Below are 24,098 nucleotides of genomic sequence, written 5' to 3' on the forward strand. Positions count from 1 at the left end.
TCCATAAAGTGTTTGACTTGCTCGTTTTTGTGACCGGAGTCACGTTGACGAAGCTTGCGCTTCATTCATTGTTTGTATCCGAAGATACGTTTTTTGCCTCATCGTTCAGTTTTCAAAGTCCGATATGTCGTTTGACGACTTTTAAATCTTACAGTAAACTATTAACTGGTGTCAATAACTTTTTCGTAAGTTTTTTTCGTTTTCGACGTGTCTGTGTGGCGTGTGCCTCAGCGACATGTATTAATATATCAACTCTTGTTTTTTACGTCAACTGTTTTTCTAAAAAAACATTAAAAAAAGATGGACGCCGCTCTGACCGGATAAAACGGTAGCGCGGCGCCCTTTTCTTTTATGCTCTTTTCCCCGACGCAGCATTCGCTGAATTCGGTTTTTCCTGCAACCGGTGCAACATCAGAATCTGATACGCATTACAAACGAGTAATGTGGCAAGTGCCGCCCATAACATCCGTTTGTCTTGTGTCGCCTGAAGAGCCGGAACCCATTCAATCAATGTGATGACTGTCATCAAAAAGAGTGTCGGCACGAACGCCGTGAAGTTTGTCTCGCGGGCTTTCGTCCGAGCGACAAAAAACGCAATGATCAATAAGACAACCATCTCTCCGATATACAGGTTTGTTTTTTCAAATCCGAAAGCAAGACCGCGAAGGTAGATTCCGTCGAATAACGCAAATGCGATTAAGACGATTTGAACCCGGTCCCACAGCTTAGCTCCCCGGAAAATATCGAGTCCGACCCGGTGAAGGATCAGATACGAAAAGAATCCCATCAAACTGATGGCTGTCCATGTACTACTGTAAGCTAAGGCTGTAACATATCCGCTGATCGATTGATTGCGGACATAACCCGGTTCAGCGACAAGGTTAAACACGAAGCCGGCGAGCGTCCCGATCAGGAGCGTCATCCAAAACAGCTTCAAAAATCCTCTAGTCTTCATTCATTATCCCTCTACTTTTTCGATGACACGCGCTGCGAGTTCATTATAGTGTGTTTCAAATGGATGGTCGTCACGGTAAATCGACGGTGCAAAGTCCGTGTCATTTGCATACGGCTGTCCAAGTGGAATCTTAGCTAGAATATCTGTTTTTAACGCTTCTGACAACTTCTCTCCGCCGCCTGAACCAAACACATACTCTTTTTCGCCCGTTACCTTGCTTTCGAAATACGCCATATTCTCGATGATTCCGAGTAAACGGTGGTTAGTTTTGATTGCCATCGCTCCTGCACGTGCTGCGACGAATGCCGCAGTTGCGTGTGGTGTCGTGACAATCAGTTCCTGACAGCTTGGCAACATTGAATGAATATCGAGTGCCACGTCGCCTGTACCCGGTGGTAAATCAAGAAGTAAGTAATCGAGGTCGCCCCATTCGACGTCAGAGAAGAAGTTGTTTAACATCTTTCCGAGCATCGGACCACGCCAGATGACAGGTGCATTGTCTTCGACGAAGAAGCCCATCGAGATGACTTTAACGCCAAAACGTTCAGGTGGAACAATCCGGTCGTTGACGACCGTCGGACGGGTTTCGATGCCCATCATGTCCGGTACACTGAATCCGTAAATATCTGCATCAATCAATCCGACTTTTTTGCCCGCCCGTGCGAGGGCAACTGCCAAGTTGACAGAAACCGTTGATTTTCCGACGCCACCTTTACCGGAAGCGATCGCAATGAACGTCGTGCCCGACTCTGGTTTAAGAATCGACGGTGTCGTTGCTGCTTGAATACCGTGATCGCCGAGTGCCTCAAAACGTAACCCGACCGTCTTGAATCCTTTTTCTTTCAACTCTTTGACGATCTGTTGTTGTAACGCAAGCTGTTCGCCGGATCCTGCTTGCGCAAGTGCGATTTTAAGACTGACATAGTCTCCTTTGATGCGGACATCCCGAATCCCATTCGTATCTGTAAGCGAGCGTTCAATCGTCGGATCGATCATTTGCCCGACTACCTCGCGAATTTCTTGTTCATTCAACATAGTACCTTCCCCCTGAGAACGTTCGATTTAATCCATTTCAGTATAACAAAAATAAGATAGCGCTTGCACATTTCGACTCGGAAAGCATGACATTTCCTTGACGACACCAAGGAAACGGACGAAAAGGAGATTAAAAAAAGAGACCTCCCTCTTCGCAACTGCAAAAAGGGGATCCCGGCGTGTTTAAAACATCCGATTCCACGTTGCGGGTCCGACGACACCATCGACCGTAAGTCCTTGCCGTTTTTGGTAAGCACGTACTTTCTCCGCTGTTTCCGCATCAAAGCGTTTCGTGACCGTCGCCTTGACTGCCCGCTGGATCCGCTCGATGTCCCGGCTGTTCATGTTGACGGCTCCTTTATAAAGGGGATTCCCCGGATAAGGCACCAAGACGTCTGTCGTCGTTTTGTTTAATTCAAAGTGAGGGTAGTCTTTAAAGCCGCTCCAATCCCCGCCCCAGGAAAAACCCTGCCGCTTCATGGCGTGAACGATTTGCTGAAAGTTTTCATCCGTATTAAAGATCGCTTCCGTGCCGTCCATGGAATATTGAAACAGATCAACGGCAATGCCCCGGTTATGATTCGATTGTCCCCCCCGGGCGTTCGTGACGATTGCCCCCGGAGTCGTCCGTCCTTGTGCATACAACTTCTCCTGCTCGGCATAGGAGCGGAATCCTTGAGCCACACCGACGTAAATCCCTCTGACATGGAGTTCACGGATGACCTGGCGTGTTTTCCGGGCAACTTCCGGCGACAGTCCCGGAACATTTAATTTCCGGTTGGCTCGTTCGAGTAACCAACTGACTGATACTGTCATCTTTCATCACACTCCTTTGTAACCTGTTCCCAAAAACCGAATCCGGTATACTTGACGATGGACGTGTTCTTATCCAATCATTCGGAAAAAGGAGTTTTTTGATGAAAAAACTGTTAGTCTTCGCAAGCGTCATCGCAGTCCTCTTACATATCGGCTATGCAATTTACTTTTATGCAAGGCATGAAGCAAATATAGCTTATCAACCCGCTCTCCCTGAAAACAGCACGGTGTTAAGTCAGGAGACGTCTTTTACCGGTGCAGTCGGTTCACAGACGGCGAATGATCCTCTTGCATTTTTACAGCATCTTTTCCTCCGGAGTATCCCGCTGACGTTTATTGCTCTCACAGCACTCTTATTCCTCATCCGAACAATACGACGACGTACGTTTTGAACGACAGACCGTTGCTTGACCGCTTTTTTAATTAAAGAGCGGTCTTTTGACATAAAAAAATCTCCCACCCGTAAGGATGAGAGATAAAACGATTAACGTTTTGAGAACTGAGGTGCACGACGTGCTGCTTTAAGACCGTATTTTTTACGTTCTTTCATACGAGCATCGCGTGTGAGGAAACCTTTAGCTTTAAGTGTTCCACGGAAGTCTGGATCCGCTTGAAGAAGAGCACGTGAGATACCGTGACGGATTGCGCCTGCTTGACCAGTGAAGCCGCCGCCTTTGACCGTTACCATGATATCGTATTTGCCTTCTGTTTCTGTGAGTACAAGTGGTTCTTTTGCAGTCATGATTAATGTTTCATAACCGAAGTATTCGCTGATATCGCGCCCGTTAACTGTGACTTTACCGTCTCCAGCAACGAGGAAAACGCGAGCTGCCGCGTGTTTACGGCGACCAGTGCCGTAGTAACGTACATCTGCCATCGTGTAGTTCCTCCTAAATTCGTATTAATTAACCGCGAAGTTCGTAAACTTCTGGTTGTTGTGCTTCTTGCTTATGAGTATCTCCAGCGTAAACGTGGAGTTTGTTGAACATTTGACGACCGAGGCTACCTTTTGGAAGCATCCCTTTGATCGCGAGTTCAAGCATACGCTCAGGTTTGTTAGCGAGTAAGTCGCGTGCGACAGTCTGCTTCAAGCCGCCTGGATGACCAGAGTGACGGTAGTAGACCTTTTTGTCGAGTTTGTTACCAGTTAAAACGATTTTCTCAACGTTGATGAGGATAACGTGATCCCCACAGTCAACGTGTGGTGTGAACGTAGGTTTGTGCTTACCGCGGAGAAGTGAAGCAACTTCGCTCGAAAGACGACCGAGTGTTTTGCCTTCTGCGTCGATAAGGAGCCATTTGCGTTCTACATCAGTAGCTTTCGCCATGAAAGTTGTGCGCATGTAAAATACCTCCTAAGGAATTTAAAAATTTCTTTTTTGATTTTTCATTTATTCACTGTTTGAATCTATCAGAATCTTAGGTGTACGGGGCTAAGATTGTGGTTTCATAATAAATGAAATGCCAATAAACATTGTATGTTTTTTAGCGGCTAATGTCAAATGCCTTTTTTAGACTCTGGGTAGAAAACTTCCCAAAGGTATAACCCGTGCGGTGGTGCCGTCACACCAGCGACGTTTCGATCCTTCGCTTCGAGCATCCGTTTGATGTCATCCGGGGCAAATCGACCGCGTCCGACATCAAGCAACGTGCCGACCATGATCCGGATCTGATTGTAGAGAAAACCGCTTCCTTGAAAACGAAAAATCAGTTCTTCCCCTTGTTCGATCAGTTCCGCTTCATAAATCGTCCGAACACGATTGTCCGTCTCTGTCTTCGCGACACAGAACGAACTAAAGTCATGAGTCCCGACTAAATGCGCTAATCCCAGACGAATTTGCGCAACATCGAGCGAATACGGAATCAGGACGGATTGATGACGCCGAAACGCATTTTCCGTCCGGCGCACGAAGTACCGGTACTCTTTCCCTACTACATCATACCTTGCTTCGAAGTCAGAAGCGACCTCTTTACAGTCCCGAACACGAATATCGTCCGGTAATAACGTATTTAAAGCCTTCACCATGCTTGCCGGTGCAATCGAAAGCTCCGTATCAAAATGAATGACTTGTCCCTGTGCGTGCACACGGGCATCCGTACGTCCGGAACCGATGACCTTGACCGGGTGCTTGTGCATCCGTCCAAGCGTCTTCTCGAGGACTTCCTGAATCGTCAGACCGTTCGGTTGCACTTGATACCCGGAATAGTCCGTTCCGTCATACTGAATCGTACATTTAAAGCGTCGCATCAAAATCCTCCCCGTAAATACACCAGCAACAGTCCGAGGGCGACCAGAAGCAGGATCAATCCCGTATCGCGTGTTGTCCACTTGGACTCACGGAGCCGGGTCCGTCCTTCACCGCCGCGGTATCCGCGGGCTTCCATCGCCGTTGCCAGATCTTCCGCCCGCTTAAATGCCGAGATGAACAGTGGAATCAACAAAGGAATGATCGCCCGCAGACGTTCCTTGATCGGTCCCGCCGATAAATCGACCCCGCGTGCCTGCTGTGCCTTCATGATTTTTTCCGTCTCTTCCGCCAGGGTCGGCAGGAAACGAAGGGAAATCGACAACATCAAGGCAATTTCATGGGTCGGAACACGGACGACCTTAAACGGTTTCAGCAACAACTCAATCGCATCCGTCAGTTCGATCGGTGACGTCGTCAACGTGACGAGTGTCGTGATTGAGACCAGATAAAAGAAGCGGAGCGAAACGATGATCGCGAGACGTAATCCTTCTTCATAAATCTTGAACCAGCCGAATTCAAACAGAACGGCCCCTTCACGCGTAAACAACAGTTGAATGATGAACGTAAAGATAATTAAGAATAAGATCGGCCGGAGCCCCTTTAAGACGTAACGAATCGGTAATTTACTGCTGGCTAACGCAAAAAACGTAAACAGCAATAAAAAAATATTCGTTGCCGCATTATTGGCCAAAAAGACAAGCGGAATAAAACAGAAAGCAAAAATGATTTTCGCAACGGCAGACGAACGATGTAAATACGACGTTCCCGGTATATGTTGTCCTACAATCATCGTTTATCCTCCCGTACATGCAAAATCCAGTCAATCAATTCCGCTTCCGTCTGAAGCGATGGACGCGGTTGGTTCAATTGATCGGCCATCTGCCAGGCAAAGGCCAGAACGTGGGGTAAATCGAGATGGAATTGACGCAGTAACGTTTCTTGACGGAATAGACCCATTGGTTCTCCGTCATACGCAACCTGGCCCTCTTCCATGACGACGACGCGGTTCGTATATTCCAGCACCTGGTCCATGTCATGCGTAATCAACAGCAATGTCATTCCTGACTGTGCATGCAACTCGGCAAAGAGAGAAAGCATCTGCTTCCGTCCTTGCGGATCGAGTCCTGCTGTCGGTTCATCGACGATCAACACGTCTGGTTGACTAGCGAGTACGCCCGCAATCGCAACACGCCTCATTTGCCCACCAGACAGGTCAAACGGAGAACGTGACCAAAAGACTTCATCGAGTCCAACGGTACGTAAGGCATCTTTCGCTAACCGTTCTGCCTCTGCCGGTGCGTGACCGAAGTTCATCGGACCAAACATGACATCTTTCAAGACGGTTTCTTCGAACAATTGATATTCCGGATACTGAAAGACAAGACCCACCCGTTTCCGGAGTGCTTTTAAATCTTGTTTTCGTTTCGGTTCGATGATGATGTCATCGACCTGTACCTTCCCAGCTGTTGGTTTCAACAAGCCGTTGATGTGTTGGACGAGTGTCGACTTCCCGGAACCGGTATGCCCTACAAACGCAACAAGCGCCCCTGACGGAATCTCAAGATTCACATCACGCAGCGCGACTCGTTCAAACGGACTATTGAGTTGGTACGTATAGTTTAATTCCTGGATTAAGATTGGCATAAGCGGTTCACCAAGTCTCTTTCATCTAGTATCGTGTCCTCATAAGTAAGACCACGTGCTGAAAGTTGCTCCTGCACCCGGACGACAAATGGAACATCTAGTCCAATCTGCTCAAGAAACGCGGATTGTGCAAACACCTCTTGCGGTGTCCCTTCTAAAACGATTTGCCCCGCATCCATGACAATGACACGACTGGCCCGTAAGACCTCATCGAGTTCATGTGTAATGGCAACGACGGCCATCGGGTGTTGCTCATATAATTCCTGAACGGTCGACATAACCTCAGTTCGTGCAATCGGATCAAGCATCGATGTCGCTTCATCGAGCACGAGAACATCAGGGCGCATCGCAAGCGCCGAGGCGATTGCGATGCGCTGCTTCTGTCCGCCGGATAGTTGATGGGGTTCCCGATCAACAAAATCCGTAAGGCCAACGCGCGCTAGACTGTCGTCGATACGACGAACCATTTCCTCGCGTGGCACACCCCAGTTTTCCAGGGCAAATGCCACGTCGTCGCGCACGGTCGTGCCAACGAATTGATTATCCGGATTTTGAAAGACGATACCGATTGCGCGGCGCATCTCCCACAGTTGCTCCGGTACTGCACTCGAGAATGTCTCATTGACAGTAACCGTTCCTTCTTCAGGAAGCAACAATCCGTTAAACAACTTCGTCAGCGTTGATTTTCCAGAGCCGTTGTGTCCAACGATCGCGACCCATTCCTGCGAATGAATCGAAAGAGAGACATTCCGTAAGGCTGGTTGTTCTTGTTCCGGGTAACGATATGTCACCTGTTCCAACTCAATCAGCTTTGTCATGTCTGCTCCTCCTTCATCAAATCAAAAATAATTTCATTTGTAACAAAAGGGCAGAAGCGAGTTACGCACTGCCCTTTTATTCGAATCATTTAAAAATTAAACGAGTTCGATGATGACCATTTCTGCGCCGTCACCACGACGTGGTCCCATTTTCATGATACGTGTGTAACCACCTTGACGCTCAGCAAAACGTGGTGCCACATCTGCAAACAACTTTTGGATTGCATCTTGTGTTTTACCAGCTTCGTTTTGACCAGCAGCTTCGCGACGAACGAACGATGCAACTTGACGACGAGCGTGGAGATCACCGCGTTTACCTAAAGTGATGAGTTTCTCAACGACTGGACGAAGTTCCTTCGCTTTTTGTTCTGTAGTTTGGATACGCTCATTGATGATGAGATCAGTCGCAAGGTCACGCAAAAGTGCCTTACGTTGTGAGCTTGTACGGCCTAATTTCGAGTATGCCATGGATGGATTCCCTCCTTCGTGCAATTAATAGTTTTTAGTCTTCTTTACGTAGGCCCAGTCCGAGTTCATCGAGCTTCGCTTGAACTTCTTCGAGTGATTTACGTCCGAGGTTACGAACTTTCATCATCTCGTCTTCGCTCTTGTTCGCGAGTTCTTGAACCGTATTGATGCCGGCACGTTTCAAACAGTTGTACGAACGAACTGAAAGATCGAGTTCTTCGATCGTCATTTCAAGTACTTTTTCTTTTTGATCTTCTTCCTTTTCGACCATGATTTCGGCATGGAGCGCTTCGTCCGTAAGACCAACAAAGATGTTTAAGTGTTCTGTCATGATTTTTGCGCCGAGTGACACTGCTTCTTCAGGGCGGATTGAACCGTCCGTCCAAACATCAAGCGTCAACTTATCGAAGCTCGCATCTTGACCAACACGTGTTTTTTCAACTTGATAGTTTACACGTTGAATTGGCGTGTAAATCGAATCAATTGGAATGACGCCGATTGGCATATCGTCCCGTTTGTTATCTTCAGCCTGAACGTAACCACGGCCGCGACGAGCTGTCAGACGCATATGAAGTGATGCACCTTCTGCAAGTGTTGCAATGTGGAGTTCTGGGTTGAGGATTTCGACGTCGCTGTCATGCGTAATGTTCGCTGCAGTAACAACGCCGGCGCCTTGAATATCGATCTCAAGTGTTTTCTCTTCTTCCGAGTAAACTTTGAGGGCGAGTTTCTTGAGGTTCAAGATGATTTGGGTAACGTCTTCTACAACGCCATCAATCGTCGAGAACTCATGAAGAACGCCATCGATTTGGACTGCAGTGACTGCAGCACCCGGAAGTGAAGATAATAGGATACGACGCAATGAGTTACCAAGCGTTGTACCGAATCCACGCTCAAGCGGTTCTACCACGAATTTACCAAACGTAGCGTTGTCGCTTAATTCGACCGTTTCAATCTTCGGCTTTTCGATTTCGATCATCTGAACCCCTCCTTGAATATCGTCATGTTGGCCATCGCGTTCAATCGCCAACCGTCTTGTGCACGTTTCTACTGCCTTGCTTGGTCAAACGATCAACAAAAGTCTACTCGAATTCCCGCTTTGCAGTACAAGACGGGTTACACGCGACGACGTTTTGGAGGGCGGCAACCGTTGTGTGGAACTGGAGTTACGTCACGGATCGCTGTTACTTCAAGACCGATTGCTTGAAGCGCACGGATTGCAGCTTCACGACCTGCACCAGGACCTTTAACGTTAACTTCTACAGTACGCATACCGTTGTCCATTGCTGTTTTCGCAGCAGTTTCTGAAGCGAGTTGCGCAGCAAATGGAGTAGATTTACGTGAGCCTTTGAAGCCCATGTTACCTGCAGTTGCCCAAGAGATTGCATTCCCTTGCATGTCAGTGATCGTAACGATTGTGTTGTTGAATGTTGAACGGATATGCACGATACCAGATTCAATATTCTTTTTGACTTTACGTTTACTACGAACATTCTGTTTACGTTTTGCCATCTTAGTTTACCCTCCCTTACTTCTTCTTGTTCGCTACTGTACGGCGTGGGCCTTTACGAGTACGCGAGTTGTTTTTAGTGTTTTGACCACGAACTGGAAGACCACGACGGTGACGAACACCACGGTAGCAACCGATTTCGATCAAACGTTTGATGTTGAGTGAGATTTCACGACGAAGGTCACCCTCAACTTTTACTTTATCTAATCCATCACGGAGTTGGTTGAGTTGTTCTTCAGTCAATTCACGAGTACGAGTATCTTCAGAGATACCAGCTTCTTTCAAGACTTTCTGAGCAGTTGTTTTACCAACACCATAGATGTAAGTGAGTGAGATAACGATGCGTTTCTCACGTGGAATATCTACACCAGCAATACGTGCCATGTGTGCACCTCCTTGTTTAATTACCCTTGTTTTTGTTTATGCTTAGGGTTTTCGCAAATAACCATTACTTTGCCTTTACGGCGGATAACTTTACATTTTTCACAGATCGGTTTAACCGAAGGTCTTACTTTCATTGTGAATACCTCCTCCTGAAAAAATCGGAGTTTTTATTTGAAACGGTATGTGATCCGTCCGCGAGTCAAGTCGTATGGTGACAACTCAACCGTTACTTTATCTCCTGGTAGGATCCGAATGAAGTGCATCCGAATTTTTCCTGAGACGTGCGCGAGGACCGTGTGGCCGTTTTCTAACTCCACCTTAAACATCGCGTTTGGAAGCGGTTCGATAACCGTACCTTCCACTTCGATTACATCTTGTTTCGCCATCAATTATACCCCTTTCTCTATAAAGTTGATTGGGAGCCCAGACGATTTGTAGCGCTTAGGGGCTTTCTACAGTAGCCGTGAGAGAATCATCGGTCACAAACACGAGTGGATAGCGGCTTATAGAAAGGTGACACCAATAACGCGCACAGCTCACTCTGCATCGACCGTTAAGATCTCGTAGCCTTCGTCTGTGATGGCGATGGTGTGCTCAAAGTGGGCGCACATGCTACCGTCCACTGTCACTACCGTCCAATTGTCGGATAGCGTGCGAACATAGCGTTTTCCGACATTAACCATTGGCTCAATCGCCAAGGTCATGCCAGTTTTCAGGCGCGGCCCTTTCCCCGGTGGTCCATAATGTGGAATTTGCGGATCTTCATGCAAATTTTGTCCCACGCCGTGGCCCACATATTCGCGGACTACAGAAAAATTCGCTGCTTCAACATGTGACTGAATCGCATGCGAAATATCTGTCAGGTGCACGCCGGCTTTGGCGCGCTCCAATCCTTTATACAGAGATTCTTCAGTTACGTCAAGTAACCGCTTCGTCTCTTCAGAGATTGTACCTACCGGATATGTCCAGGCTGAATCTCCGTGATATCCGTTATACTCCGCCCCGATATCAATCGAGATGATGTCTCCACCGTGGAGTACGCGGTCACCCGGAATACCATGGACAAGTTCTTCATTTACTGAAGCACAAATGCTGCCAGTAAACCCATTATAACCTTTAAACGATGGTGTTGCCCCTTGACTTCGAATATAGCGTTCAGCAATCGCATCGAGTTGCCCCGTTGTGATCCCTGGACGAATATGAGCTTTGAGCTCCTTATGCGTCCGGGCGACGATTTGTCCTGCCTGACGCATGATGTCGATTTCACGCGGCGCTTTCGTGATGATCATTACTGACCACCAAGAAGTGCTTGAACATCGGAATAAACTTCATTAATCGGACGATCACCGTCCAAATTACGAAGATACCCTTTTTCAGCGTAAAAGTCAATCAAAGGTTGCGCTTGAGCGACGTTGACTTCAAGACGACGGCGAACCGTTTCTTCTTGATCATCTTCACGTTGAACAAGTGCTGATCCGTCGATATCACAGACACCCTCCACTTTTGGTGGGTTATAGATGACATGATACGTTGCTCCACATGTCGGGCAAATCCGGCGGCCTGTCAAACGAGGGACAAGTTTCTCCGGGTTCACACCGATGTGAACGACGTGATCGATTTGTTTATTTAGATCCGCAAGCAATACTTCAAGAGCATCCGCTTGTTTCACTGTGCGTGGGAAACCGTCAAGAAGAAAACCATTGGCACAGTCTTCTTTGGCGAGACGCTCACGTACGATGCCGATTGTGACTTCGTCCGGAACGAGTTCCCCTTTATCCATGTACGATTTCGCTTCCTGTCCGAGCGGTGTTTGATCTTTGATCGCCGCACGGAACATGTCGCCTGTCGAGATGTGTGGAATGGCGTAGTCTTCGATAATTTTCGCAGCCTGCGTTCCTTTTCCAGCACCCGGCAAGCCCATCAATACAAGATTCATGTCGGTAGCCTCCACTTCTATAGACTCTATAGACACAACAGAAAGGAAAGGGATGGTCCCCTTCCTCCCGCCTTATCGGATAAAGCCTTTGTAGTGTCGTTTAACCAGTTGACTTTCAATCTGTTTCATCGTCTCAAGACCTACACCGATGACGATCAACAGGCTTGTTCCACCAATCTGCACCGAGTTCGGTAAACCAGCGAACTTAATAAAGAACGTTGGCGTCACCGCGATGACAGCGAGGAAGAGTGAGCCGAAGAATGTCAGACGATACAGGATCTTCGTGATGTACTGTTCCGTTTGCTTACCAGGACGAATACCAGGAATGTATCCGCCTTGCTTTTGAAGGTTCTCTGCCATTTGTTCCGGGTTAACCTGAACAAATGTATAGAAGTAAGAAAATGCAATGATCAGTGCCACATAGATCGACATACCGATTGGACTCGTATAGTCGAAAATGTCACGGATCTTCGTCGCATTTTCCGGACTTGCAAAGAAACTTGCAACCGTTGGTGGCGTCACCATGAACGATACAGCGAAGATAACTGGGATAACACCAGCAGCATTCAGTTTAATCGGCAAGTGTGTCGATTGACCGCCTACTGGTGCACGGTTCACCGTACGCTTAGCGTACTGAATCGGAATCTTACGGGCAGCTTGCTGCACATAGATGACTCCGACGATGACCGCGATGATGATTAAAAGCAATAGTACGATATAAAGCACATTGACAAACAAAGCATCCCCTGCATTTTGGAGCTTTGTTTCGTAGATCTGACGGAACGCGTTCGGGAAGCCTGCGACAATCCCAGCGAAGATGATCATTGATATCCCGTTACCAATACCCTTCTCCGTGATGAGTTCACCGAGGAACATCAAGAATGCGGTACCCGCCGTCAAAACAAGTGCAATCATAACGTACGTCCAGGTGCCGTATTGCTCATCGACAAGACCTGGGTAGATACGGTTAAATCCAAGCGCGATTCCAAACGCTTGGACTAAGCCGAGTACGATCGTTCCATAGCGCGTTACCGTTGCTAACTTCTTACGGCCCGCCTCTCCTTGTTTTGCCCATTCGGCAAACTTTGGAACAACGTCCATCTGTAAGAGTTGGACAACGATCGAGGCCGTGATATACGGCATGATTCCCATCGCAAAGAGTGAGAAATTCTGCAAAGCATTCCCGCCGAAGGAATTCAAGAAACCAAGAATACCATTCTGGTCGATCTTGAATACTTCAGTGTTTACCATCGGCACCGGGATATGTGCTCCGATACGGAACACGATAATCAGAGCCAAGGTAAAGAGAATGCGCCGACGAATGTCGGCTACGCGCCACATATTGGAGATCGCTTGAAACATTAGATCACCTCAACCGTACCGCCGGCAGCTTCGATCGCTTGCTTCGCAGCTTCGGAGAACTTGTGAGCTTTTACTGTCAGTTTCTTTTCAATCTTACCGTTAGAAAGGATCTTCACGCCATCCTTCATACCTTTGACTGCGCGAGTCTCGATAAGAAGTTCTGGTGTTACTTCCGTTCCATCTTCAAAACGGTTAAGTGTGTCAAGGTTGATAACCGCGAACTCTTTACGAGTCGGGTTGTTGAAGCCGCGTTTTGGTAAACGACGGAAAAGTGGGTTTTGTCCACCTTCGAAACCTGGACGAACACCACCGCCTGAACGAGCTTTTTGACCTTTGTGACCACGGCCAGAAGTCTTACCGTTACCAGAAGACATACCGCGACCTACACGGTTGCGTTCTGAACGTGAACCAGCAGCTGGTTTCAATTCATGGAGTTTCATAGTGGGGCACCTCCTCATAAAATTATATCAAACGTATTACTCTTGAATTTCTTTAACTGTCAATAAGTGTGACACGTGGTTAATCATCCCACGCATAGCAGCGTTGTCAGGTACGACAACAGTTTGGTGCATCTTACGGAGACCAAGCGTACGAGTAGTAACGCGTTGGTTCTCCGGACGACCGATCATGCTGCGTGTGAGGGTAACTGCGAGTTTCGCCATCTGTATTCCCTCCCTTTCTTAACCGCGAAGTTCTTCGACGGTTTTACCGCGGAGTTTCGCAACGTCTTCAGCACGTTTAAGTGAAGTGAGACCTTTAACAGTCGCACGAACCATGTTGATTGGAGTGCTTGATCCAAGTGATTTCGAAAGAATGTCGTTGATTCCCGCTAATTCGAGAACCGCACGAACTGGGCCACCAGCGATGACTCCAGTACCTTCAGAAGCAGGTTTCAAGAAGACGTGACCTGCACCGAAAATTCCGTTGATTTCGTGTGGAATTGTAGTGTTAACGATTGGAACGTTAACCATGTTTTTCTTTGCATCTTCGATTGCTTTACGGATCGCTTCAGGCACTTCCTGAGCTTTACCCGTACCGAAACCTACGTGACCATTCTTGTCACCTACGACGACGAGTGCAGCAAAACGGAAGCGACGGCCACCTTTTACTACTTTCGCGACGCGGTTTACAGTAACAACGCGTTCTTCGAGTTGATCCATGTTAATTTCTAACTGGCGCATGTAGAGGTTCCCTCCTTTTCTATTAGAATTTGAGACCAGCTTCACGAGCTGCTTCAGCTACTGCTTTAATACGTCCATGATAGAGGTATCCTCCACGGTCGAAAACGACTGTTTCAATACCTTTTTCAAGAGCGCGTTCAGCTGCAAGCTTACCAACTGCTGATGCAGCGTCAGTCGTGTTGCCTTTTTCAAGGTCGAGTGATGATGCAGATGCGAGTGTTGCATGTGTTGCATCGTCAATGACTTGTACGTAAATGTTCTTGTTCGAACGGAATACATTCAAACGTGGACGAGCTGCAGTCCCGATGATTGTACGACGTACACGACCATGACGCTTTTTACGCGTAGCATTTTTGTTTGCCTTTGAGATCATTTATGCCACTCCTTTCCGGTCAATTCGTCTTAACGAATTACTTACCTGTTTTACCTTCTTTACGACGGACGACTTCATCACTGTAACGAATTCCTTTACCTTTGTACGGCTCAGGCTGACGGTACGAACGGATCAATGCAGCAACGTGTCCAACACGCTCCTTGTTGATTCCGCGGACGATGATTTGCGTATTCGTAGGAACTTCGACTTCAATGCCTTGTTCCGGAGTGTACTCGATTGGGTGTGAATAACCGAGGTTGAGTACGATTTTGTTACCTTGCTTTTGAGCACGGTAACCAACACCTTGGATATCGAGTGTCTTAGCGAAACCGTTGTTTACACCTTCGACCATGTTCGCGATAAGCGCACGAGTCGTTCCGTGGATTGTACGGTTAGCTTTCTCGTCGTTTGGACGAGTGACAGTCAATTCATTACCTTCTACGTTGATAGCCATAGTCGGGTTGAACTCACGAGTGAGTTCACCTTTAGGACCTTTTACCGTAACTGTGCTGTTTTCAACTGTTACTGTAACGCCTGCTGGGATAACGACTGGCTTTTTACCAATACGTGACATTTAAGACACCTCCGTTCTTTTTATGCGTGAATTACCAGATGTATGCGATCACTTCGCCGCCGACTTTTTGTTGGCGAGCTTCTTTGTCTGTCATAACACCTTTAGATGTTGAAACGATAGCGATTCCGAGACCACCGAGTACTTTCGGGATTTCATCAGCTTTCGCGTAAACGCGAAGACCTGGTTTCGAGATACGTTTGAGTCCAGTGATGACGCGTTCGTTGCTTGCGCCGTACTTAAGGAATACGCGGAGCGTACCTTGTTTGCTGTCCTCGAGATATTCAACATCGCGGATGAAACCTTCACGTTTGAGGATTTCAGCGACTTCACGTTTGATTGTAGAAGCTGGCATTTCCAACTTCTCATGGCGAACCATGTTTGCATTACGAATGCGTGTAAGCATATCTGCAATCGGATCTGTCATAACCATGCGATGTACCTCCTTTCACAACTTTAATGAATTACCAGCTTGCTTTTTTAACACCAGGGATTTGACCTTTATGAGCAAGATCACGGAACTTAATACGGCTGATACCGAATTTACCAATGTAACCGTGTGGACGGCCAGTGATACTGCAACGGTTGTGTAAACGAACCGCTGAAGAGTTACGTGGGAGTTTGCTCAAGCCGATGTAGTCGCCTTGTGCTTTCAATTCTGCGCGTTGTTCAGCGTAGCGCTCGACGAGTGCTTGGCGTTTTACTTCACGTGCGATCATTGATTTCTTAGCCATGTGTGCGGCCTCCCTTATTTTTGGAATGGCATGCCGAGTGCTGTGAGAAGCTCACGTGACTCTTCATCCGTATTAGCAGTTGTAACGATAACGATGTCCATACCACGGACTTTAGATACGCGATCGTAGTCGATCTCTGGGAAGATCAATTGTTCCTTCACGCCTAGCGTGTAGTTACCACGGCCATCGAATGATTTCTTCGATACACCACGGAAGTCACGTACACGTGGAAGTGACACGTTGATCAACTTGTCGAGGAACTCATACATGCGCTCTCCACGAAGTGTTACCTTCGCGCCGATTGGCATACCTTCACGAAGTTTGAAACCAGCGATTGATTTCTTAGCTTTCGTGATGAGTGGCTTCTGACCAGTGAGGAGCTGAAGCTCTTCGACTGCCATGTCAAGTGCTTTCGTGTTCGTAACAGCGTCACCAACACCCATGTTGATTACGATCTTATCGACTTTCGGCGCTTGCATTACAGAAGTATAGTTGAATTTCTCCATCATTACTTTGACGATTTCGTCTTGGTATTTAGCTTTTAAACGGTTCATCAGAAAGTGGACCTCCTTTCTTTAAATCTTCTTATTTATCTAAAGCTTCGCCCGATTTTTTAGCGATACGTACTTTCTTGCCGTCAACCACAGTGAAACCAACGCGTGTTGGGTTTCCTGTCTTAGGGTCGATGAGCATAACGTTCGATACGTGAATCGGTGCTTCTTTCTCGACAATTCCGCCTTGCGGGTTGAGTTGAGAAGGTTTTGAGTGTTTTTTGATCATGTTAACGCCTTCGACGATAACGCGATCTTTTTTAGGCATAGCAGTAAGGACAACACCTTGTTTGCCTTTATCTTTACCAGTCATAACCTGAACTTTATCACCTTTTTTGACATGCATCGTTAGAGCACCTCCTTGTAGGAATTCTTTGGAATTAAAGTACTTCCGGTGCCAACGAGACGATCTTCATGAAGTCTTTTTCACGAAGTTCGCGTGCGACTGGTCCGAAGATACGTGTGCCACGTGGGCTTTTATCATCTTTGATGATGACTGCTGCATTTTCGTCAAAACGGATGTACGAACCGTCTTTACGACGAACGCCACGTTTAGTACGAACGACTACTGCGCGTACAACTTCACCTTTTTTGACAACGCCACCTGGTGTTGCTTGTTTAACTGTGCAAACAATTACGTCACCGATGTTAGCAGTTTTGCGACCAGATCCACCGAGGACTTTGATCGTCAAGACTTCACGAGCTCCTGAGTTGTCTGCTACTTTCAAGCGAGATTCTTGTTGAATCATACGATTGTACCTCCCTCCGGATGTTTATTCATCCGAACTAATTAGAGTTTAGATGATTACTGCTTTTTCGACGACTTCTACGAGACGGAAACGTTTGTCTTTAGAAAGTGGACGTGTTTCTTGAATGCGTACAACGTCACCGATTTTAGCTGTGTTGTTTTCATCATGCGTTTTGTACTTCTTAGAGTAGTTTACGCGTTTGCCGTAGAGCTTGTGCTTTACTTTAGTCTCAACTGTAACTACGATCGTTTTATCCATTTTGTCAGATACGACGCGTCCAGTTAACACTTTGCGGTTGTTAGTGCGTTCCATTGAGTGTTCCTCCTCTCAGAATCCGAGTGAATTATGCGTTGTTGATGCCGAGTTCGCGTTCACGAAGAACGGTTTTCGCGCGTGCAATCGACTTGCGCACTTCACGGATACGAGCAGGGTTCTCAAGCTGACCAGTCGCAAGTTGGAAACGAAGGTTGAACAACTCTTCTTTCCACGAACCGACTTTACCGTTGAGCTCTTCTGTAGTTTGCTGACGGAGATCAGTTGCTTTCATTCGTATCACCACCATTTTCTTCACGTTTTACGAACTTACATTTTACTGGAAGTTTGTGTGATGCAAGACGGAGAGCTTCGCGTGCGATCTCTTCCGATACTCCTGCGATTTCAAACATTACTTTCCCCGGTTTGACGACTGCAACCCAGCCCTCCGGAGCACCTTTACCTGAACCCATTCGGACTTCAAGAGGTTTTTTAGTGTATGGTTTATGTGGGAAAATCTTGATCCACACTTTACCACCACGTTTCATATAACGAGTCATCGCGATACGCGCTGATTCGATTTGACGGCTAGTGATCCAGCTAGCTTCTTGAGCTTGGATACCGAACTCGCCGAAGTGTACTGTAGTACCACGTTTCGCTTTACCACGCATGTTGCCGCGGTGAACACGACGATATTTTACACGTTTTGGTAACAACATGTTGTGTTGCCTCCTTCCCTAGACGGATGTGGATTATTGTTCGTTAGATGCTGCTTTTTTCGTAGGAAGCACTTCACCGTGGTGGAGCCATACTTTTACGCCAATTTTGCCGTAAGTTGTATCAGCTTCAGCAGTACCGTAATCGATGTCTGCACGGAGTGTATGAAGTGGAACTGTTCCTTCTGAATACTTCTCTGAACGAGCGATATCAGCGCCGCCAAGACGACCAGAAACTTCAGTCTTGATTCCTTTGATACCTGAACGCATAGAGCGTTGGATTGATTGCTTCATTGCACGACGGAACGATACACGGCCTTCAAGTTGGCGTGCGATGTTCTCAGCGACAAGTTTAGCAACTGCATCCGGGTTTTTCACTTCAACGACGTTAACGTGAACGCGTTTGCCTTTTGCAAGGTTAGTGATGTCTGTACGAAGCGTTTCGATTTCAGAACCGCCTTTACCGATAACCATACCAGGTTTAGCAGTGTGAAGTGAAATGTTCAAGCGGTTTGCTGCGCGCTCGATTTCAACTTTAGAGACACTAGCGTCTTTAAGACGTTTTTCGATATATTCACGAACTACGTAGTCTTCATGAAGGAGATCAGCATAGTCTTTATCTGCGAACCAACGTGATTCCCAGTCTTTGATGATACCTACGCGAAGACCAGTTGGGTTAATCTTCTGACCCACGGTAATCCCTCCTTATTTTTCAGATACCACGATGTGAACGTGGCTCGTACGTTTGTTGATGCGGCTTGCGCGACCCATTGCACGTGGGCGGAAACGTTTGAGCGTTGGACCTTCGTTGACGTAAGCCTCTGTTACTACGAGGTTTTCGATGTTCATGTCGAAGTTGTGCTCAGCGTTCGCGATTGCCGATTTCAATACTTTCTCAACGATTGGCGTTGCTGCCTTGTTCGTGTAAGCAAGAATCGAAAGTGCTTCACCGATTTGCTTCCCGCGGATTAAGTCTACTACTAGACGTGCCTTACGAGGAGCAATGCGAACCATATTAGCCGATGCTTTTGATTGCATAATGAGTACCTCCCCTCAGATTAACGTTTAGTCTTCTTATCGTTTCCAGCATGTCCTTTGTAAGAACGTGTTGGCGCGAATTCACCAAGTTTGTGACCGACCATATCTTCTGTCACGTAAACCGGTACGTGTTTACGACCATCGTAGACAGCGATCGTGTGACCGATGAACTCTGGGAAGATTGTAGAACGGCGTGACCAAGTTTTGATAACATGCTTGTCACCAGCTTCGTTGGCTTTGTCAACCTTAGCGAGCAAATGGTGATCTGCAAATGGACCTTTTTTCAAGCTGCGACCCATAGTTGTACCTCCCTTTGGCATGATTCAGGAACGGTTCCTGCGAACCGTTCAGAAATCACGTAATTATTTTTTAGAACGACGGACGATATATTTATCGCTCGCTTTGTTTTTCTTACGAGTTTTGTATCCGAGTGCCGGTTTACCCCAAGGAGTAAGTGGGCCCGAACGACCGATTGGAGCACGTCCTTCACCACCACCGTGTGGGTGATCAACTGGGTTCATTACAGAACCACGAACTGTAGGACGTTTTCCGAGCCAGCGTGAACGACCAGCTTTACCGATATTGACGAGCTCGTGCTCTTCATTACCGACAGCGCCGACTGTTGCACGGCAAGTAGCAAGGATCATACGTGTTTCGCCTGATTGGAGACGAACGATCGCGTATTTACCATCTTTACCGAGAAGCTGAGCAGAAGTACCAGCTGAACGAACGAGCTGACCACCTTTACCTGGCTTAAGTTCGATGTTGTGGATCAATGTACCAACTGGGATGTTTGAAAGTGGAAGAGCGTTACCGACTTTAATGTCAGCCTCAACTCCTGACATGACTTGCATGTCAACTTTCAATCCTTTAGGTGCGAGGATGTAGCGTTTTTCACCATCGATGTAGTGGACAAGAGCGATGTTTGCAGAGCGGTTCGGATCGTACTCAATTGTAGCGATACGGCCAGCGATGCCATCCTTGTTCCGTTTGAAGTCGATGATACGGTATTTACGTTTGTGTCCGCCACCTTGGTGACGTACTGTCAAGCGACCTTGGTTGTTACGTCCGCCCTTTTTCGAAAGCTTTTCAGTTAACGATTTTTCAGGACGTGAAGCCGTAATCTCAGCAAAGTCAAGCGCAGTCATATTACGACGACCGTTAGTGGTCGGTTTAAACTTTTTAATTCCCATCGAGAGTTCCCTCCTTTTCTACAGAGTACCGATTAACCGAGGTAATCGAGTTCTTTGCTATCTGCAGTAAGCGTGACGACCGCTTTTTTGCGGCGTGCTGTGTAACCAGCGTGACGACCTACGCGTTTTGCTTTTGGTTTTGAGATAAGTGTGTTGATTTTTTCAACTTTAACGCCGAAGATCGCTTCAACTGCATCTTTGATTTGCGTCTTAGATGCCTTTACGTCTACTTCGAACGTGTACTTTTTCTCAGCCATTTGGTTCACTGAGCGTTCAGTAATTACAGGACGTTTGATAATGTCGTGTGCGTTTGCCATTATGCAAGCACCTCCTCTACTCTCGCAACAGCATCCTTCGTGAAGATGACTTTGTCGTGTGCGACAAGATCAAGGACGTTTACTCCAGCAGCGTCAACGACTGTGACACCAGGAATGTTGCGTGTTGAAAGAACGACTGTCTCGTTGTAATCAGCAGTAACGACGAGGACTTTACGTTCGATTGAAAGAGCAGCGAAGACCGAAATCATGTCTTTTGTTTTCGGAGCATCGATTGTCAATCCTTCAAGAACGATGAACTCGTTGTTAGCGACTTTTGAAGAAAGTGCTGAACGTAATGCGAGACGACGAACCTTTTTAGGAAGTTTATAAGCGTACGAACGTGGTGTTGGACCGAAGACTGTTCCACCGCCAACCCATTGTGGCGAACGGATCGAACCTTGGCGTGCACGACCAGTACCTTTTTGTTTCCATGGTTTACGGCCGCCACCGCGAACTTCCGAGCGACCTTTTGTATCATGTGTACCTTGGCGACGTGAAGCTTGTTGCATGACGATTGCATCGTATACGACTGCTTCGTTTGGCTCGATTCCGAAAACGGCATCTGCCAACTCGATGTCTCCAACTTGTGTACCTGTTTGGTTAAGCAAAGCTACTTTAGGCATTCGTTATTCCTCCTTTCCTTGCAAACAAATTAGTTGCCTTTTACCGCAGTTTTGACGACAACTTGGCTCTTACGTGCGCCTGGGATAGCACCCTTGACGAGGAGTAAGCCGCGTTCTACATCAACTTTTACGATTTCAAGGTTTTGAACAGTGACTTGCTCTCCACCCATGCGTCCTGGGAGCAATTTCCCTTTGAATACACGGTTTGGAGCGACAGGACCCATTGAACCTGGGCGACGGTGGTAACGCGAACCGTGAGCCATTGGACCACGTGATTGGTTGTGACGCTTGATTGCTCCAGCGAAACCTTTACCTTTCGACGTACCTGTTACATCAACCATTTCGCCTGCAGCGAAAGTATCTGCTTTAATCTCTTGACCGATTTCGAAATCTGTTACAGATGTACGGATTTCTTTAATGAAGCGCTTAGGTGTCGCACTAGCTTTCGCTGCGTGACCTTTTTGCGGTTTGTTTTGACGACCTTCTTTGATATCACCAAAGCCGAGTTGGACTGCTTCGTAACCGTCCACTTCCATTGTCTTCAATTGAAGAACAACGTTACCTTCTACTGAAACGACAGTAACTGGTACTACTTCGCCTGACTCGTTGAAGATTTGTGTCATACCGAGTTTAGTTCCTAAGATTCCTTTAGCCATGAGATACACCTCCTAATATTGAATGATTTTGATCTTCTGGCTAGTATCAACTATTTATAGAAGAAAAATTAAAGTTTGATTTCGATGTCAACGCCCGATGGAAGTTCAAGACGCATAAGCGCATCAACTGTTTTCGGTGTTGGGTTAACGATGTCGATCAAACGTTTGTGTGTACGCATTTCGAACTGCTCACGAGCATCTTTGTACTTGTGAACGGCACGAAGTACTGTGTAGATCGCTTTCTCCGTTGGGAGTGGGATCGGACCAGATACAGTAGCACCAGAACGTTTTGCTGTTTCGACAATTTTCTCAGCCGATTGATCAAGCACGCGGTGATCGTATGCTTTCAAACGGATCCGAATTTTTTCATTTGCCATGTTGTTTCCCTCCTTTTCGCCTATTTTGTAAATAGACATTCTCCGCGGAAATTTCCACACTAGCCATGGCAATGCCGCCTGGTGTGTCATAACCTCCCGCTTCATCGCGTTGTGTTTGTGACCAACATATCCTAGTTTACTGAATTCCAAGCCGGAATGCAAGTAAAATAAAAATAGAATTTGTTTTCAAGTCTCTCACCACTCGCACAAACACTTTCCTCAGTATATAAGATGTCTGACCATGTTGCAAGACTGTTTTCAAAGAAATGAAAAAAGGCCTTCCGTCACGGGAGACGGAAGACCTTTATATCTTAAAAATTACTCAACGATTTCTGTAACTGATCCAGCGCCTACTGTACGGCCACCTTCACGGATTGAGAAACGAGTTTCTTTTTCAAGAGCGATTGGCGCGATGAGTTCAACAGTCAATTCGATGTTGTCCCCAGGCATTACCATTTCAGTTCCTTCAGGAAGTTGGCACATACCAGTTACGTCAGTTGTACGGAAGTAGAACTGTGGACGGTAGTTACCGAAGAATGGCGTGTGACGGCCACCCTCTTCTTTTGAAAGGATGTAAACTTGCGCTTTGAAAGTTTTGTGCGGTGTGATTGTGTTTGGTTTCGCGAGAACTTGTCCACGCTCGATGTCGTCACGTGATACACCACGGAGAAGTGCTCCGATGTTGTCGCCAGCTTCAGCATAGTCAAGAAGCTTACGGAACATCTCTACACCAGTACATACTGATTTTTTAGTTTCTTCGTGAAGACCAACGATTTCAACTTCGTCGTTGACTTTAAGAACTCCACGCTCAACGCGGCCAGTAGCTACTGTACCACGACCAGTGATTGAGAAAACATCCTCAACTGGCATCATGAAGTCTTTTTCAGTGTCACGAGTTGGCTCAGGGATGTACTCATCAACAGCGTTCATGAGTTCCATGATTTTTTCTTCCCATTTAGCTTCGCCGTTAAGCGCGCCGAGAGCAGATCCTTGGATAACTGGGAGGTCATCGCCTGGGAAGTCGTACTCAGAAAGAAGTTCGCGGATTTCCATTTCAACGAGTTCAAGAAGCTCTTCGTCGTCAACCATGTCGACTTTGTTCATGAATACTACGATGAAAGGAACACCTACTTGACGTGAAAGCAAGATGTGCTCACGTGTTTGTGGCATTGGACCATCAGTTGCAGAAACAACGAGGATCGCGCCGTCCATTTGTGCAGCACCAGTGATCATGTTTTTAACATAGTCAGCGTGACCTGGGCAGTCAACGTGTGCATAGTGGCGTTTGTCTGTTTCGTACTCGATGTGAGCCGTTGCGATAGTGATACCGCGCTCGCGCTCTTCTGGAGCACCATCGATTTGGTCAAACTTAGTTGCAGCTTTACCTTGTGATTTTGCAAGTACAGCTGAGATAGCTGCTGTCAAAGTTGTTTTACCGTGGTCGACGTGGCCAATTGTACCAACGTTAACGTGCGGTTTAGAACGGTCGAATTTTTCTTTACCCATTCTGAATTCCTCCTCTATGTGTCTAATAATATTTTATAACTAGGAAGGTGAATCGTCGAATAACGTACACCTTCCTTAGCTTAC

At 47.0% G+C, this 24,098-nt stretch carries 41 protein-coding genes; 1 reads left to right on the plus strand and 40 read right to left on the minus strand.

Features of this window, described 5'->3' with window-relative positions:
- Nucleotides 1-349 precede the first annotated feature (349 nt).
- From ABIC15_RS14035 to ABIC15_RS14045, 3 genes are all read right to left on the minus strand, one after another.
- Nucleotides 350-955 (minus strand): KinB-signaling pathway activation protein, encoded by a 606-nt coding sequence (locus ABIC15_RS14035; RefSeq protein ID WP_012369046.1) that lies wholly within the window; start codon nucleotides 953-955, stop codon nucleotides 350-352.
- Nucleotides 956-958: 3 nt separating this feature from the next.
- Nucleotides 959-1,990 (minus strand): Mrp/NBP35 family ATP-binding protein, encoded by a 1,032-nt coding sequence (locus ABIC15_RS14040; protein WP_012369045.1) that lies wholly within the window; start codon nucleotides 1,988-1,990, stop codon nucleotides 959-961.
- A gap of 183 nt (nucleotides 1,991-2,173) precedes the next feature.
- Complete coding sequence (locus tag ABIC15_RS14045) at nucleotides 2,174-2,806, minus strand: M15 family metallopeptidase (protein ID WP_318930425.1); 633 nt, start codon at nucleotides 2,804-2,806, stop codon at nucleotides 2,174-2,176.
- A 101-nt stretch (nucleotides 2,807-2,907) separates the two neighbouring features.
- On the opposite strand from ABIC15_RS14045, the gene ABIC15_RS14050 reads away from it, so the two are divergent.
- Entirely contained in the window at nucleotides 2,908-3,198 is a 291-nt protein-coding gene (locus tag ABIC15_RS14050) for a hypothetical protein (RefSeq protein ID WP_354020973.1), read from the plus strand.
- Nucleotides 3,199-3,290: 92 nt separating this feature from the next.
- Here ABIC15_RS14050 and rpsI read toward each other — a convergent pair whose 3' ends face one another.
- From rpsI to tuf, 37 genes are all read right to left on the minus strand, one after another.
- Complete coding sequence (rpsI, locus tag ABIC15_RS14055; RefSeq protein ID WP_012369042.1) at nucleotides 3,291-3,683, minus strand: 30S ribosomal protein S9; 393 nt, start codon at nucleotides 3,681-3,683, stop codon at nucleotides 3,291-3,293.
- Between the two features lie 28 nt (nucleotides 3,684-3,711).
- The gene (gene rplM, locus ABIC15_RS14060) at nucleotides 3,712-4,149 is read right to left on the minus strand and encodes a 50S ribosomal protein L13 (RefSeq protein WP_012369041.1); all 438 of its coding nucleotides are present in this window, start codon (nucleotides 4,147-4,149) and stop codon (nucleotides 3,712-3,714) included.
- 155 nt (nucleotides 4,150-4,304) lie between these two features.
- Nucleotides 4,305-5,054, minus strand: a complete 750-nt coding sequence (gene truA, locus ABIC15_RS14065; protein WP_012369040.1) for a tRNA pseudouridine(38-40) synthase TruA — start codon at nucleotides 5,052-5,054, stop codon at nucleotides 4,305-4,307.
- Entirely contained in the window at nucleotides 5,054-5,845 is a 792-nt protein-coding gene (locus ABIC15_RS14070) for an energy-coupling factor transporter transmembrane component T family protein (protein WP_012369039.1), read from the minus strand. Before ABIC15_RS14070 ends, truA begins: the two co-directional genes overlap by 1 nt.
- On the minus strand, nucleotides 5,842-6,699 hold the full coding sequence (locus ABIC15_RS14075; RefSeq protein ID WP_012369038.1) for an energy-coupling factor transporter ATPase: 858 nt from the start codon (nucleotides 6,697-6,699) through the stop codon (nucleotides 5,842-5,844). Before ABIC15_RS14075 ends, ABIC15_RS14070 begins: the two co-directional genes overlap by 4 nt.
- Nucleotides 6,687-7,517 carry an energy-coupling factor ABC transporter ATP-binding protein gene (locus ABIC15_RS14080; protein WP_354020974.1) on the minus strand — a complete coding sequence of 277 codons (831 nt, stop codon included), beginning with the start codon at nucleotides 7,515-7,517 and terminating at the stop codon, nucleotides 6,687-6,689. Before ABIC15_RS14080 ends, ABIC15_RS14075 begins: the two co-directional genes overlap by 13 nt.
- 96 nt (nucleotides 7,518-7,613) lie before the next feature.
- Nucleotides 7,614-7,985: a 50S ribosomal protein L17 gene (gene rplQ, locus ABIC15_RS14085; protein ID WP_012369036.1), complete on the minus strand. Its 372-nt coding sequence runs from the start codon at nucleotides 7,983-7,985 to the stop codon at nucleotides 7,614-7,616.
- A 34-nt stretch (nucleotides 7,986-8,019) separates the two neighbouring features.
- Nucleotides 8,020-8,964 carry a DNA-directed RNA polymerase subunit alpha gene (locus tag ABIC15_RS14090; RefSeq protein ID WP_012369035.1) on the minus strand — a complete coding sequence of 315 codons (945 nt, stop codon included), beginning with the start codon at nucleotides 8,962-8,964 and terminating at the stop codon, nucleotides 8,020-8,022.
- Between the two features lie 137 nt (nucleotides 8,965-9,101).
- Entirely contained in the window at nucleotides 9,102-9,497 is a 396-nt protein-coding gene (gene rpsK / locus ABIC15_RS14095; RefSeq protein WP_012369034.1) for a 30S ribosomal protein S11, read from the minus strand.
- A gap of 16 nt (nucleotides 9,498-9,513) precedes the next feature.
- On the minus strand, nucleotides 9,514-9,879 hold the full coding sequence (rpsM, locus tag ABIC15_RS14100; RefSeq protein WP_012369033.1) for a 30S ribosomal protein S13: 366 nt from the start codon (nucleotides 9,877-9,879) through the stop codon (nucleotides 9,514-9,516).
- 20 nt (nucleotides 9,880-9,899) lie between these two features.
- On the minus strand, nucleotides 9,900-10,013 hold the full coding sequence (gene rpmJ, locus ABIC15_RS14105) for a 50S ribosomal protein L36 (protein ID WP_003156543.1): 114 nt from the start codon (nucleotides 10,011-10,013) through the stop codon (nucleotides 9,900-9,902).
- 33 nt (nucleotides 10,014-10,046) lie between these two features.
- Nucleotides 10,047-10,265 (minus strand): translation initiation factor IF-1, encoded by a 219-nt coding sequence (gene infA, locus ABIC15_RS14110; protein WP_012369032.1) that lies wholly within the window; start codon nucleotides 10,263-10,265, stop codon nucleotides 10,047-10,049.
- A 150-nt stretch (nucleotides 10,266-10,415) separates the two neighbouring features.
- The gene (gene map / locus ABIC15_RS14115) at nucleotides 10,416-11,168 is read right to left on the minus strand and encodes a type I methionyl aminopeptidase (protein ID WP_354020975.1); all 753 of its coding nucleotides are present in this window, start codon (nucleotides 11,166-11,168) and stop codon (nucleotides 10,416-10,418) included.
- Nucleotides 11,168-11,815 (minus strand): adenylate kinase, encoded by a 648-nt coding sequence (locus ABIC15_RS14120; RefSeq protein WP_012369030.1) that lies wholly within the window; start codon nucleotides 11,813-11,815, stop codon nucleotides 11,168-11,170. The genes map and ABIC15_RS14120 overlap by 1 nt, the downstream gene beginning before the upstream one ends.
- A gap of 72 nt (nucleotides 11,816-11,887) precedes the next feature.
- Nucleotides 11,888-13,177 (minus strand): preprotein translocase subunit SecY, encoded by a 1,290-nt coding sequence (secY, locus tag ABIC15_RS14125; RefSeq protein WP_012369029.1) that lies wholly within the window; start codon nucleotides 13,175-13,177, stop codon nucleotides 11,888-11,890.
- Nucleotides 13,177-13,617 carry a 50S ribosomal protein L15 gene (gene rplO, locus ABIC15_RS14130; protein WP_012369028.1) on the minus strand — a complete coding sequence of 147 codons (441 nt, stop codon included), beginning with the start codon at nucleotides 13,615-13,617 and terminating at the stop codon, nucleotides 13,177-13,179. Before rplO ends, secY begins: the two co-directional genes overlap by 1 nt.
- Nucleotides 13,618-13,653: 36 nt before the next feature.
- The gene (rpmD, locus tag ABIC15_RS14135; protein ID WP_012369027.1) at nucleotides 13,654-13,839 is read right to left on the minus strand and encodes a 50S ribosomal protein L30; all 186 of its coding nucleotides are present in this window, start codon (nucleotides 13,837-13,839) and stop codon (nucleotides 13,654-13,656) included.
- 18 nt (nucleotides 13,840-13,857) lie between these two features.
- Nucleotides 13,858-14,358: a 30S ribosomal protein S5 gene (gene rpsE / locus ABIC15_RS14140; RefSeq protein WP_012369026.1), complete on the minus strand. Its 501-nt coding sequence runs from the start codon at nucleotides 14,356-14,358 to the stop codon at nucleotides 13,858-13,860.
- 22 nt (nucleotides 14,359-14,380) lie between these two features.
- Nucleotides 14,381-14,731 (minus strand): 50S ribosomal protein L18, encoded by a 351-nt coding sequence (gene rplR, locus ABIC15_RS14145; RefSeq protein ID WP_012369025.1) that lies wholly within the window; start codon nucleotides 14,729-14,731, stop codon nucleotides 14,381-14,383.
- 37 nt (nucleotides 14,732-14,768) lie between these two features.
- On the minus strand, nucleotides 14,769-15,305 hold the full coding sequence (gene rplF, locus ABIC15_RS14150) for a 50S ribosomal protein L6 (protein WP_026826919.1): 537 nt from the start codon (nucleotides 15,303-15,305) through the stop codon (nucleotides 14,769-14,771).
- Nucleotides 15,306-15,336: 31 nt separating this feature from the next.
- Complete coding sequence (rpsH, locus tag ABIC15_RS14155; RefSeq protein WP_012369023.1) at nucleotides 15,337-15,735, minus strand: 30S ribosomal protein S8; 399 nt, start codon at nucleotides 15,733-15,735, stop codon at nucleotides 15,337-15,339.
- Between the two features lie 31 nt (nucleotides 15,736-15,766).
- Nucleotides 15,767-16,036, minus strand: coding sequence for a 30S ribosomal protein S14 (rpsN, locus tag ABIC15_RS14160; RefSeq protein WP_012369022.1), 270 nt, complete (start codon nucleotides 16,034-16,036; stop codon nucleotides 15,767-15,769).
- Between the two features lie 14 nt (nucleotides 16,037-16,050).
- Nucleotides 16,051-16,590, minus strand: coding sequence for a 50S ribosomal protein L5 (rplE, locus tag ABIC15_RS14165; protein ID WP_012369021.1), 540 nt, complete (start codon nucleotides 16,588-16,590; stop codon nucleotides 16,051-16,053).
- Nucleotides 16,591-16,621: 31 nt separating this feature from the next.
- Entirely contained in the window at nucleotides 16,622-16,933 is a 312-nt protein-coding gene (gene rplX, locus ABIC15_RS14170) for a 50S ribosomal protein L24 (RefSeq protein WP_012369020.1), read from the minus strand.
- 34 nt (nucleotides 16,934-16,967) lie between these two features.
- Nucleotides 16,968-17,336 carry a 50S ribosomal protein L14 gene (gene rplN, locus ABIC15_RS14175; RefSeq protein WP_012369019.1) on the minus strand — a complete coding sequence of 123 codons (369 nt, stop codon included), beginning with the start codon at nucleotides 17,334-17,336 and terminating at the stop codon, nucleotides 16,968-16,970.
- Between the two features lie 48 nt (nucleotides 17,337-17,384).
- On the minus strand, nucleotides 17,385-17,648 hold the full coding sequence (gene rpsQ, locus ABIC15_RS14180) for a 30S ribosomal protein S17 (protein WP_012369018.1): 264 nt from the start codon (nucleotides 17,646-17,648) through the stop codon (nucleotides 17,385-17,387).
- 31 nt (nucleotides 17,649-17,679) lie between these two features.
- On the minus strand, nucleotides 17,680-17,883 hold the full coding sequence (rpmC, locus tag ABIC15_RS14185; protein WP_012369017.1) for a 50S ribosomal protein L29: 204 nt from the start codon (nucleotides 17,881-17,883) through the stop codon (nucleotides 17,680-17,682).
- Nucleotides 17,870-18,307: a 50S ribosomal protein L16 gene (gene rplP, locus ABIC15_RS14190; RefSeq protein ID WP_012369016.1), complete on the minus strand. Its 438-nt coding sequence runs from the start codon at nucleotides 18,305-18,307 to the stop codon at nucleotides 17,870-17,872. The genes rpmC and rplP overlap by 14 nt, the downstream gene beginning before the upstream one ends.
- A 33-nt stretch (nucleotides 18,308-18,340) precedes the next feature.
- A complete protein-coding gene (gene rpsC / locus ABIC15_RS14195; RefSeq protein ID WP_012369015.1) occupies nucleotides 18,341-18,997 on the minus strand; it encodes a 30S ribosomal protein S3 in 657 nt (218 codons plus the stop codon).
- Nucleotides 18,998-19,009: 12 nt separating this feature from the next.
- Complete coding sequence (gene rplV, locus ABIC15_RS14200) at nucleotides 19,010-19,342, minus strand: 50S ribosomal protein L22 (protein ID WP_012369014.1); 333 nt, start codon at nucleotides 19,340-19,342, stop codon at nucleotides 19,010-19,012.
- A 20-nt stretch (nucleotides 19,343-19,362) separates the two neighbouring features.
- On the minus strand, nucleotides 19,363-19,641 hold the full coding sequence (rpsS, locus tag ABIC15_RS14205) for a 30S ribosomal protein S19 (RefSeq protein WP_012369013.1): 279 nt from the start codon (nucleotides 19,639-19,641) through the stop codon (nucleotides 19,363-19,365).
- A 63-nt stretch (nucleotides 19,642-19,704) separates the two neighbouring features.
- Nucleotides 19,705-20,535 carry a 50S ribosomal protein L2 gene (gene rplB / locus ABIC15_RS14210; RefSeq protein WP_012369012.1) on the minus strand — a complete coding sequence of 277 codons (831 nt, stop codon included), beginning with the start codon at nucleotides 20,533-20,535 and terminating at the stop codon, nucleotides 19,705-19,707.
- Nucleotides 20,536-20,567: 32 nt separating this feature from the next.
- A complete protein-coding gene (rplW, locus tag ABIC15_RS14215) occupies nucleotides 20,568-20,852 on the minus strand; it encodes a 50S ribosomal protein L23 (protein WP_012369011.1) in 285 nt (94 codons plus the stop codon).
- Entirely contained in the window at nucleotides 20,852-21,475 is a 624-nt protein-coding gene (gene rplD / locus ABIC15_RS14220; protein ID WP_012369010.1) for a 50S ribosomal protein L4, read from the minus strand. The genes rplW and rplD overlap by 1 nt, the downstream gene beginning before the upstream one ends.
- 29 nt (nucleotides 21,476-21,504) lie before the next feature.
- Entirely contained in the window at nucleotides 21,505-22,131 is a 627-nt protein-coding gene (gene rplC / locus ABIC15_RS14225; RefSeq protein WP_012369009.1) for a 50S ribosomal protein L3, read from the minus strand.
- A 68-nt stretch (nucleotides 22,132-22,199) separates the two neighbouring features.
- On the minus strand, nucleotides 22,200-22,508 hold the full coding sequence (gene rpsJ / locus ABIC15_RS14230) for a 30S ribosomal protein S10 (protein ID WP_012369008.1): 309 nt from the start codon (nucleotides 22,506-22,508) through the stop codon (nucleotides 22,200-22,202).
- A gap of 318 nt (nucleotides 22,509-22,826) precedes the next feature.
- Nucleotides 22,827-24,014 carry an elongation factor Tu gene (gene tuf, locus ABIC15_RS14235; protein ID WP_012369007.1) on the minus strand — a complete coding sequence of 396 codons (1,188 nt, stop codon included), beginning with the start codon at nucleotides 24,012-24,014 and terminating at the stop codon, nucleotides 22,827-22,829.
- Nucleotides 24,015-24,098 lie beyond the last annotated feature (84 nt).

It is taken from the genome of Exiguobacterium sp. PvP048 (assembly GCF_040549175.1).
GTDB lineage: Bacteria > Bacillota > Bacilli > Exiguobacteriales > Exiguobacteriaceae > Exiguobacterium_A > Exiguobacterium_A artemiae.

Bases quoted from the DNA above. Each gene is read 5' to 3' on its own strand.
- ABIC15_RS14035 (WP_012369046.1), bottom strand. From the start codon at position 955: ATGAAGACTAGAGGATTTTTGAAGCTGTTTTGGATGACGCTCCTGATC.
- ABIC15_RS14040 (WP_012369045.1), bottom strand. From the start codon at position 1,990: ATGTTGAATGAACAAGAAATTCGCGAGGTAGTCGGGCAAATGATCGAT.
- ABIC15_RS14045 (WP_318930425.1), bottom strand. From the start codon at position 2,806: ATGACAGTATCAGTCAGTTGGTTACTCGAACGAGCCAACCGGAAATTA.
- ABIC15_RS14050 (WP_354020973.1), top strand. From the start codon at position 2,908: ATGAAAAAACTGTTAGTCTTCGCAAGCGTCATCGCAGTCCTCTTACAT.
- rpsI (WP_012369042.1), bottom strand. From the start codon at position 3,683: ATGGCAGATGTACGTTACTACGGCACTGGTCGCCGTAAACACGCGGCA.
- rplM (WP_012369041.1), bottom strand. From the start codon at position 4,149: ATGCGCACAACTTTCATGGCGAAAGCTACTGATGTAGAACGCAAATGG.
- truA (WP_012369040.1), bottom strand. From the start codon at position 5,054: ATGCGACGCTTTAAATGTACGATTCAGTATGACGGAACGGACTATTCC.
- ABIC15_RS14070 (WP_012369039.1), bottom strand. From the start codon at position 5,845: ATGATTGTAGGACAACATATACCGGGAACGTCGTATTTACATCGTTCG.
- ABIC15_RS14075 (WP_012369038.1), bottom strand. From the start codon at position 6,699: ATGCCAATCTTAATCCAGGAATTAAACTATACGTACCAACTCAATAGT.
- ABIC15_RS14080 (WP_354020974.1), bottom strand. From the start codon at position 7,517: ATGACAAAGCTGATTGAGTTGGAACAGGTGACATATCGTTACCCGGAA.
- rplQ (WP_012369036.1), bottom strand. From the start codon at position 7,985: ATGGCATACTCGAAATTAGGCCGTACAAGCTCACAACGTAAGGCACTT.
- ABIC15_RS14090 (WP_012369035.1), bottom strand. From the start codon at position 8,964: ATGATCGAAATCGAAAAGCCGAAGATTGAAACGGTCGAATTAAGCGAC.
- rpsK (WP_012369034.1), bottom strand. From the start codon at position 9,497: ATGGCAAAACGTAAACAGAATGTTCGTAGTAAACGTAAAGTCAAAAAG.
- rpsM (WP_012369033.1), bottom strand. From the start codon at position 9,879: ATGGCACGTATTGCTGGTGTAGATATTCCACGTGAGAAACGCATCGTT.
- rpmJ (WP_003156543.1), bottom strand. From the start codon at position 10,013: ATGAAAGTAAGACCTTCGGTTAAACCGATCTGTGAAAAATGTAAAGTT.
- infA (WP_012369032.1), bottom strand. From the start codon at position 10,265: ATGGCGAAACAAGATGTAATCGAAGTGGAAGGTACGGTTATCGAACCG.
- map (WP_354020975.1), bottom strand. From the start codon at position 11,168: ATGATCATCACGAAAGCGCCGCGTGAAATCGACATCATGCGTCAGGCA.
- ABIC15_RS14120 (WP_012369030.1), bottom strand. From the start codon at position 11,815: ATGAATCTTGTATTGATGGGCTTGCCGGGTGCTGGAAAAGGAACGCAG.
- secY (WP_012369029.1), bottom strand. From the start codon at position 13,177: ATGTTTCAAGCGATCTCCAATATGTGGCGCGTAGCCGACATTCGTCGG.
- rplO (WP_012369028.1), bottom strand. From the start codon at position 13,617: ATGAAACTCCATGAATTGAAACCAGCTGCTGGTTCACGTTCAGAACGC.
- rpmD (WP_012369027.1), bottom strand. From the start codon at position 13,839: ATGGCGAAACTCGCAGTTACCCTCACACGCAGCATGATCGGTCGTCCG.
- rpsE (WP_012369026.1), bottom strand. From the start codon at position 14,358: ATGCGCCAGTTAGAAATTAACATGGATCAACTCGAAGAACGCGTTGTT.
- rplR (WP_012369025.1), bottom strand. From the start codon at position 14,731: ATGATCTCAAAGGCAAACAAAAATGCTACGCGTAAAAAGCGTCATGGT.
- rplF (WP_026826919.1), bottom strand. From the start codon at position 15,305: ATGTCACGTATTGGTAAAAAGCCAGTCGTTATCCCAGCAGGCGTTACA.
- rpsH (WP_012369023.1), bottom strand. From the start codon at position 15,735: ATGGTTATGACAGATCCGATTGCAGATATGCTTACACGCATTCGTAAT.
- rpsN (WP_012369022.1), bottom strand. From the start codon at position 16,036: ATGGCTAAGAAATCAATGATCGCACGTGAAGTAAAACGCCAAGCACTC.
- rplE (WP_012369021.1), bottom strand. From the start codon at position 16,590: ATGAACCGTTTAAAAGCTAAATACCAAGACGAAATCGTCAAAGTAATG.
- rplX (WP_012369020.1), bottom strand. From the start codon at position 16,933: ATGCATGTCAAAAAAGGTGATAAAGTTCAGGTTATGACTGGTAAAGAT.
- rplN (WP_012369019.1), bottom strand. From the start codon at position 17,336: ATGATTCAACAAGAATCTCGCTTGAAAGTAGCAGACAACTCAGGAGCT.
- rpsQ (WP_012369018.1), bottom strand. From the start codon at position 17,648: ATGGAACGCACTAACAACCGCAAAGTGTTAACTGGACGCGTCGTATCT.
- rpmC (WP_012369017.1), bottom strand. From the start codon at position 17,883: ATGAAAGCAACTGATCTCCGTCAGCAAACTACAGAAGAGCTCAACGGT.
- rplP (WP_012369016.1), bottom strand. From the start codon at position 18,307: ATGTTGTTACCAAAACGTGTAAAATATCGTCGTGTTCACCGCGGCAAC.
- rplV (WP_012369014.1), bottom strand. From the start codon at position 19,342: ATGCAATCAAAAGCATCGGCTAATATGGTTCGCATTGCTCCTCGTAAG.
- rpsS (WP_012369013.1), bottom strand. From the start codon at position 19,641: ATGGGTCGCAGCTTGAAAAAAGGTCCATTTGCAGATCACCATTTGCTC.
- rplB (WP_012369012.1), bottom strand. From the start codon at position 20,535: ATGGGAATTAAAAAGTTTAAACCGACCACTAACGGTCGTCGTAATATG.
- rplW (WP_012369011.1), bottom strand. From the start codon at position 20,852: ATGGCAAACGCACACGACATTATCAAACGTCCTGTAATTACTGAACGC.
- rplD (WP_012369010.1), bottom strand. From the start codon at position 21,475: ATGCCTAAAGTAGCTTTGCTTAACCAAACAGGTACACAAGTTGGAGAC.
- rplC (WP_012369009.1), bottom strand. From the start codon at position 22,131: ATGGCTAAAGGAATCTTAGGAACTAAACTCGGTATGACACAAATCTTC.
- rpsJ (WP_012369008.1), bottom strand. From the start codon at position 22,508: ATGGCAAATGAAAAAATTCGGATCCGTTTGAAAGCATACGATCACCGC.
- tuf (WP_012369007.1), bottom strand. From the start codon at position 24,014: ATGGGTAAAGAAAAATTCGACCGTTCTAAACCGCACGTTAACGTTGGT.